This window comes from Ursidibacter sp. B-7004-1 (assembly GCF_053654055.1).
On the sequence record NZ_JBSIUP010000057.1, the window covers coordinates 1 to 5,360 of the forward strand.

At 42.1% G+C, this 5,360-nt stretch carries 2 protein-coding genes; one reads left to right on the forward strand and one right to left on the reverse strand.

Annotation, left to right across the window (positions count from 1 at the left end; all coding sequences use genetic code 11):
- Positions 1–29: 29 nt before the first annotated feature.
- Positions 30–995 (reverse strand): factor H binding protein domain-containing protein, encoded by a 966-nt coding sequence (locus ACWIW0_RS11035; protein WP_454453353.1) that lies wholly within the window; start codon positions 993–995, stop codon positions 30–32.
- A gap of 137 nt (positions 996–1,132) precedes the next feature.
- Here ACWIW0_RS11035 and purL point away from each other — a divergent pair, with 137 nt between their 5' ends.
- Positions 1,133–5,029: a phosphoribosylformylglycinamidine synthase gene (purL, locus tag ACWIW0_RS11040; RefSeq protein ID WP_454453354.1), complete on the forward strand. Its 3,897-nt coding sequence runs from the start codon at positions 1,133–1,135 to the stop codon at positions 5,027–5,029.
- Positions 5,030–5,360 lie beyond the last annotated feature (331 nt).

Here is a 5,360-nt window from a genome sequence, read left to right on the forward strand (position 1 = left end):
TTTCTAGAATAGCGTACACTTACCAACCTTTATTTAGTTCCTGCAAACCCAATAGATGCTTCGGCATCTTCAGCTTTCCAATCTTCTTTTAGAGTAAATACCGTTCCGCTAATTTCTTCTGCATTTGGACCAAAGAACTGTAAATGGTAACTTTTAACAGTTTTATCGTCAGTTGCTTTTTCTGCTTTCGCTGTGCCAAAAATACCTAATTGGTTTTCTTTAAAGTATTCTGTGATGTATTTATGTTTATTTTCTGTTGTTGTGGTGATGTCGCCTTTTTCTAAATTAATTTTTCCAACATTGTCAATTCCTGTAATTTCACCATATCCTTGCTTTTTATCGAAATCAACGTGATAGACAAGAGTTCCTTGTTGCTCTTTGTCAAAAGCGATCCCTTTGTACTGAGCGTTTCCTAATTTAGGTAATTCATTTTCTTTGGTGTTATAGCCAACCACATCTTCTATTTCAAAAACTTTAGTCTCGGTAATAATATTTCTATTTGGGCCTTGTACAGATACCTCAGTTTCGAGATCTCCAACAATTGCAGAGTATTGCTGATTATAAACTCGCCAAAATCCCTTTTCATTCCAATGCTCGTTTTCAATATTAAAAGATTCTTCCCAATTTTCTTGCGAAAGTTTGTAACGTGGGAATAAGTCAAGTTCAATATCGTTGTGACCATAATTTTTACCAAGAATAATAAACTTATGATTTTTCACTGGTTTTTCACCAATTGAAATGGTAGCAGGGGATGTTTTCTTTTCGACCTTAATATTTTCTCCTAATTTATCTAGTGTACCTGATTGTGGAGCAGAAGATGTTTGTGAAGAAATAGCAGAGTTGTTATTCGGTGAATTATTTAAAGTAGATGTATTTGATGATATGTTATTTTTCTCCATATTTGATGATGCCGGCGAACCATTAGCCCCTGAACTACAAGCTGTTACTGATAGTATTGTTAAACTTAATAGAGATAGTGAGATTGATGTTTTCATAAAATTTGCTCCAAGTTAGAAAATATAGTGGTAGTTCATCATACACCAACTAACTGTCTATAAGCAAACTAATGCAAACGTTTGCGTAATGGGGTATAATCACACCAATTTTCTTACATTTTTATGGAACTTCAGCAATGACTGTACAAACTTTTCGTGGCTCTCCAGCCTTATCAGAATTTCGTTTAAATCAACTTTCTCAAAAATTCCAACAACAGCAATTACCCGTTAAGTCCGTTTATGCGGAATATTTGCATTTTGTTGAGCTAAACTCACCGCTTACAGAAGCAGAAACAGTCAAAATTCAAGAATTATTACATTATGGTCCAACGCTTGCAGAACACGAACCTGTTGGTTTTTGTTTAATTGTTACGCCTCGTGTGGGGACAATTTCATCTTGGTCTTCAAAAGCCACAGATATTGCTCATAACTGTGGCTTAAAAGCAGTAGATCGTATTGAGCGTGGTTTAGCCTACTATTTTGAGTTTAGTTCAGAGCCAACGGCAGAGCAGATCGATACCTTAAAAGGCTTACTACACGACCGTATGTTAGAGACGGTATTAGACAACGTAGAACAAGGTGCAACATTATTTACTCAGCACGAGCCAAAACCGTTTACTACTGTTGATATTTTAGCAGGCGGCCGTAAAGCCCTAGAAGAAGCGAATATCAATCTAGGTTTAGCATTAGCCGAAGATGAAATTGATTATTTGGTGGAGAATTTTACCGCTCTTGGTCGTAACCCGAATGATATTGAGCTATATATGTTTGCTCAAGCGAACTCAGAGCATTGCCGCCACAAAATCTTTAACGCCGATTGGACAATTGACGGTGAGAAACAGGAAAAATCATTATTCAAAATGATTAAAAACACCTTCGAAAAAACACCTGATTATGTGCTTTCTGCGTATAAAGATAATGCAGCGGTAATGGAAGGTTCAACAGTTGGACGTTTCTTCCCAGACCAAGACGGACAATACCGTTATCACAATGAAGATGCTCATATTTTAATGAAAGTGGAAACACACAACCACCCAACGGCAATTTCACCTTTCCCTGGTGCAGCAACAGGCTCGGGCGGTGAAATTCGTGATGAAGGGGCAACAGGTCGTGGTGCAAAACCAAAAGCAGGCTTAACAGGCTTCTCTGTGTCTAACTTAGTGATCCCAAACTTTGAACAACCTTGGGAAAATCCACTTTCAAAACCAAACCGCATTGCATCGGCTTTAGATATTATGATCGAAGGCCCACTTGGTGGTGCGGCATTTAACAATGAGTTTGGTCGCCCTGCATTGTTAGGTTATTTCCGTACTTATGAAGAAAAAGTGAACAGCTTTGGCGGCATCGAGACGCGTGGCTACCATAAACCGATTATGCTTGCAGGCGGTATCGGTAACATTCGTGCCGAACACGTTCAAAAAGGAGAAATCCCCGTTGGTGCGAAGCTAATCGTGCTTGGTGGCCCAGCGATGAATATCGGCTTAGGCGGCGGTGCAGCATCATCAATGGCATCGGGCAAATCGAAAGAAGATTTAGATTTCGCTTCAGTTCAACGTGAAAATCCTGAAATGGAACGCCGTTGCCAAGAAGTGATCGACCGTTGTTGGCAACTTGGCGAAGATAACCCAATCCTATTTATTCACGATGTAGGTGCAGGCGGTTTATCGAATGCAATGCCTGAATTAGTCCACGATGGCGAGCGTGGCGGTAAATTTGATTTACGTTCTATCCTGTGCGATGAAAAAGGAATGTCGCCATTAGAAATTTGGTGTAACGAATCACAAGAACGCTATGTATTAGCGGTTGCACCTGAAAAACTCGAATTATTTACCGCACTTTGCGAGCGTGAGCGTGCACCTTTTGCGGTGATCGGTGAAGCAACCGAAGAAAAACACTTAACCCTTGCAGATAGCCACTTTGAGAATAAGCCGATTGACTTACCAATGAATGTATTACTTGGCAAAACACCAAAAATGCACCGTCAAGTTTCGTCAAAAACTGTGGAAAACCCACCGCTTGCACAAGATGATATTCAACTAAAAGAGGCATTCCATCGTGTATTACGTTTGCCTGTGGTTGCGGAAAAAACTTTCTTAATCACTATCGGTGACCGTTCTATAACGGCAATGGTTGCTCGTGATCAGATGGTCGGTCCTTGGCAAATTCCAGTGGCAGACTGTGCAGTCACTACCGCAAGTTTAGACAGCTATCACGGTGAAGCAATGTCAATGGGTGAACGTGCACCAGTCGCTCTGTTAGATTTCGGGGCATCTGCTCGCTTAGCTGTCGCTGAAAGCATTACCAACATTGCCGCAACGGATATCGGTGATATTAAACGCATTAAACTTTCTGCAAACTGGATGTCGGCGGCAGGTCATACAGGCGAAGATGCTGGCTTATATGAAGCGGTAAAAGCAGTGGGCGAAGAGCTTTGTCCAGCGTTAGGTATTACGATTCCAGTGGGTAAAGACTCAATGTCAATGCGTACCACTTGGGAAGAAAATGGCGAACAAAAAGCGGTTACCGCACCGCTTTCACTGGTTATTTCAGCCTTTGCTCGTGTCGAAGATGTGCGTAAAACGGTTACGCCACAACTGCGTACCGATAAAGGGGCAACCCGTTTATTATTGATTGACTTAGGCGAAGGAAACAATCGCTTAGGTGCAACAGCACTGGCGCAAGTTTACAAACAACTAGGCGACAAACCTGCTGATGTGGTCAATGTTGAAACCTTGAAAAACTTCTTCAATGCAATGCAAATACTTGTTTCTGAACAGAAATTACTTGCTTACCACGACCGTTCGGACGGTGGTTTAATTACAACCTTAGCGGAAATGGCATTTGCAGGAAATTGTGGTGTAGATGTGGATATCAGTGCCTTAGGCGATAACGATTTAGCCGTTTTATTCAACGAAGAACTCGGTGCGGTGATCCAAATTGCCGACAGCGACTTTGCTAAAGTGCGTGAAATTCTCCAAGCACACAACTTGCTCAATATCACTAAAGAATTAGGGGCAGTGGTAGCTGAAGACCGCTTCGACATCAGTCGTGGCACTCGCAAATTACTCAGCGAAAAACGCTCTGAATTGCGTGGAATTTGGGCGGAATTAACCCATCAAATGCAACGTTTGCGTGATAACCCTGAATGTGCCGATCAAGAATTTGAGACGAAAAAAGACCCGAATAACAAAGGGTTATCAGTTCACTTAACCTACGACATCAACGAAGATATTACCGCACCTTATATCAATAAAGGGGTAAAACCAACCATCGCAATCTTGCGTGAACAAGGTGTAAACAGCCATTACGAAATGGCAGCAGCTTTTGATAGAGCAGGATTTAACAGTATTGACGTACATATGAGCGACCTAATGAGCGGACGCAGAAACTTAAAAGATTTCAATGCGTTAGTGGCTTGTGGTGGATTCTCTTATGGCGACGTATTAGGTGCAGGTGGCGGTTGGGCGAAATCGATCTTATTCAACCCGATGTTGCGTGATCAATTCAGCCAATTCTTCGCAAACCCAAATACCTTAACTCTTGGTGTATGTAACGGTTGCCAAATGGTTTCAAACCTAGCGGAAATCATTCCGGGTACAGAAAACTGGCCACGTTTCGTGCGTAATAAATCCGAACGCTATGAAGCACGAGTTGGCTTAGTTCGCATTAACGACACCAACAACCACTGGTTCGCAGGAATGGCAGGCTCGCATATGCCGATTGCTGTGGCTCACGGCGAAGGGCTAGCGGAATTCAAGCGGGCAGATCAGCTCAATAATTTGCAAGCACAAAACCTCGTGATTGCCCAATACATCGACAACAATCTACAACCAACCGAAGTGTACCCAGCCAACCCGAACGGCTCGGCTCAAGGTATCACCGCAATCGGTAATACAGACGGACGTGTCGCCATTATGATGCCACACCCTGAACGAGTATTCCGCACCGTTAGCAACTCTTGGCACCCAGAAGACTGGAGCGAAGACGGCGCGTGGATGAGATTGTTTAGGAATGCGAGGGTGGTGTTGGGGTAGTATGATAACCTTTTACCTAGGTGGAATTATCTGCCTAGGTATTGTAGGGTTTTTCAAAATTTCTCTCCGATGGCGCTCGTGTTCACACGAGTGCCTTTCAACATCTAATTTGTTAAAAGCACTCGTCAAAGACGAGCGCTATCTTTTCTTTTGCTTTTCTAAAGTTTTATTTTTTGATCTATATTGAGAAATAACGAGAGATAACTATTTAATTTGATATTTTTAGCTAGAGTTTACTAGATATCGTTCCTTGATGGCGCTCGTGTCCACACGAGTGCCTTTTCCACATCTAATTCATTAAAAGCACTCGTCACAGACGAGCGCTATCCTT

Coding starts and splice junctions, on each gene's coding strand:
- purL (WP_454453354.1), top strand. CDS start 1,133: ATGACTGTACAAACTTTTCGTGGCTCTCCAGCCTTATCAGAATTTCGT.
- ACWIW0_RS11035 (WP_454453353.1), bottom strand. CDS start 995: ATGAAAACATCAATCTCACTATCTCTATTAAGTTTAACAATACTATCA.